This window comes from Staphylococcus sp. HMSC055C03, assembly GCF_001809385.1.
GTDB classification, from domain to species: Bacteria; Bacillota; Bacilli; order Staphylococcales; family Staphylococcaceae; genus Staphylococcus; species Staphylococcus simulans.
In genome coordinates, this window is record NZ_KV797488.1 from 1 (window position 1) to 3,104 (window position 3,104).

The 3,104-nt window shown below is 49.2% G+C and carries 1 rRNA gene; it reads left to right on the forward strand.

The features are described 5' to 3' along the window. Positions 1–120 precede the first annotated feature (120 nt). Positions 121–3,044: ribosomal RNA gene (locus tag HMPREF2603_RS05310) — 23S ribosomal RNA — on the forward strand. The last annotated feature ends 60 nt before the right edge of the window (positions 3,045–3,104 follow it).

The following is a 3,104-nucleotide window of genomic DNA, read 5'->3' on the forward strand; positions in this document are numbered from 1 at the left end:
AAAAATAGATTTTACCAAGCAAAACCGAGTGAATTAGAGTTTTAAAAGCTTTATTCATTTAAATGAATCGCTAGTAATCAATTGCCGACGGCAAACGATTACTCACAATATTAATAACGTGATTAAGTTATTAAGGGCGCACGGTGGATGCCTTGGCACTAGAAGCCGATGAAGGACGTTACTAACGACGATATGCTTTGGGTAGCTGTAAGTAAGCGTTGATCCAGAGATTTCCGAATGGGGGAACCCAGCACAAGTTATGTTGTGTTATCGACATGTGAATACATAGCATGTCCGAAGGCAGACGCGGAGAACTGAAACATCTTAGTACCCGCAGGAAGAGAAAGAAAAATCGATTCCCTGAGTAGCGGCGAGCGAAACGGGAAGAGCCCAAACCAATGAGCTTGCTCATTGGGGTTGTAGGACACTCTATACGGAGTTACAAAGGAATAAATTAGACGAATCACCTGGAAAGTTGAACCAGAGAAGGTAAAAGTCCTGTAGTCGAAAGTTTATTCTCTCTTGAGTGGATCCTGAGTACGACGGAGCACGTGGAATTCCGTCGGAATCCGGGAGGACCATCTCCCAAGGCTAAATACTCTCTAGTGACCGATAGTGAACCAGTACCGTGAGGGAAAGGTGAAAAGTACCCCGGAAGGGGAGTGAAAGAGAACTTGAAACCGTGTGCTTACAAGTAGTCAGAGCCCGTTAATGGGTGATGGCGTGCCTTTTGTAGAATGAACCGGCGAGTTACGATCTGATGCAAGGTTAAGCAGCAAATGCGGAGCCGCAGCGAAAGCGAGTCTGAACAGGGCGTTGAGTATTTGGTCGTAGACCCGAAACCAGGTGATCTACCCTTGGTCAGGTTGAAGTTCAGGTAACACTGAATGGAGGACCGAACCGACTTACGTTGAAAAGTGAGCGGATGAACTGAGGGTAGCGGAGAAATTCCAATCGAACCTGGAGATAGCTGGTTCTCTCCGAAATAGCTTTAGGGCTAGCCTCAAGTGATGATTGTTGGAGGTAGAGCACTGTTTGGACGAGGGGCCCCTCTCGGGTTACCGAATTCAGACAAACTCCGAATGCCAATCAATTTAACTTGGGAGTCAGAACGTGGGTGATAAGGTCCATGTTCGAAAGGGAAACAGCCCAGACCACCAGCTAAGGTCCCAAAATATATGTTAAGTGGCAAAGGATGTGGTATTGCCCAGACAACTAGGATGTTGGCTTAGAAGCAGCCATCATTTAAAGAGTGCGTAATAGCTCACTAGTCGAGTGACACTGCGCCGAAAATGTACCGGGGCTAAACATATTACCGAAGCTGTGGATTGTCCGTAGGACAATGGTAGGAGAGCGTTCTAAGTGCGTCGAAGCATGATCGCAAGGACATGTGGAGCGCTTAGAAGTGAGAATGCCGGTGTGAGTAGCGAAAGATGGGTGAGAATCCCATCCACCGATTGACTAAGGTTTCCAGAGGAAGGCTCGTCCGCTCTGGGTTAGTCGGGTCCTAAGTCGAGGCCGACAGGCGTAGACGATGGATAACAGGTTGATATTCCTGTACCACCATTTATCGTTTTAAGCGATGGGGGGACACAGTAGGATAGGCGAAGCGTGCTGTTGGAGTGCACGTCTAAGCAGTGAGACTGAATGGTAGGCAAATCCGCCATTCTCAAGGTTGAGCTGTGATGGGGAGAGGAAACATGTTTTCCTCGAGTCGTTGATTTCACACTGTCGAGAAAAGCCTCTAGCTAGATAACTGGTGCCCGTACCGCAAACCGACACAGGTAGTCAAGATGAGAATTCTAAGGTGAGCGAGAGAACTCTCGTTAAGGAACTCGGCAAAATGACCCCGTAACTTCGGGAGAAGGGGTGCTCTTTAGGGTTCACGCTCTGAAGAGCCGCAGTGAATAGGCCCAAGCGACTGTTTATCAAAAACACAGGTCTCTGCTAAACCGTAAGGTGATGTATAGGGGCTGACGCCTGCCCGGTGCTGGAAGGTTAAGAGGAGTGGTTAGCTTCTGCGAAGCTACGAATCGAAGCCCCAGTAAACGGCGGCCGTAACTATAACGGTCCTAAGGTAGCGAAATTCCTTGTCGGGTAAGTTCCGACCCGCACGAAAGGCGTAACGATTTGGGCACTGTCTCAACGAGAGACTCGGTGAAATCATAGTACCTGTGAAGATGCAGGTTACCCGCGACAGGACGGAAAGACCCCGTGGAGCTTTACTGTAGCCTGATATTGAAATTCGGCACAGCTTGTACAGGATAGGTAGGAGCCTTAGAAGCGTGAGCGCCAGCTTACGTGGAGGCGCTGGTGGGATACTACCCTAGCTGTGTTGGATTTCTAACCCGCGCCATTGATCATGGCGGGAGACAGTGTCAGGCGGGCAGTTTGACTGGGGCGGTCGCCTCCTAAAGTGTAACGGAGGCGCTCAAAGGTTCCCTCAGAATGGTTGGAAATCATTCATAGAGTGTAAAGGCATAAGGGAGCTTGACTGCGAGACCTACAAGTCGAGCAGGGTCGAAAGACGGACTTAGTGATCCGGTGGTTCCGCATGGAAGGGCCATCGCTCAACGGATAAAAGCTACCCCGGGGATAACAGGCTTATCTCCCCCAAGAGTTCACATCGACGGGGAGGTTTGGCACCTCGATGTCGGCTCATCGCATCCTGGGGCTGTAGTCGGTCCCAAGGGTTGGGCTGTTCGCCCATTAAAGCGGTACGCGAGCTGGGTTCAGAACGTCGTGAGACAGTTCGGTCCCTATCCGTCGTGGGCGTAGGAAATTTGAGAGGAGCTGTCCTTAGTACGAGAGGACCGGGATGGACATACCTCTGGTGTACCAGTTGTCGTGCCAACGGCATAGCTGGGTAGCTATGTATGGACGGGATAAGTGCTGAAAGCATCTAAGCATGAAGCCCCCCTCAAGATGAGATTTCCCAACTTCGGTTATAAGATCCCTCAAAGATGATGAGGTTAATAGGTTCGGGGTGGAAGCATAGCGATATGTGGAGCTGACGAATACTAATCGATCGAAGACTTAATCAAATTTCAAGTTTTGATTGGTCGAATTGAAATTTACTTACTATCTAGTTTTGAATGTATAAA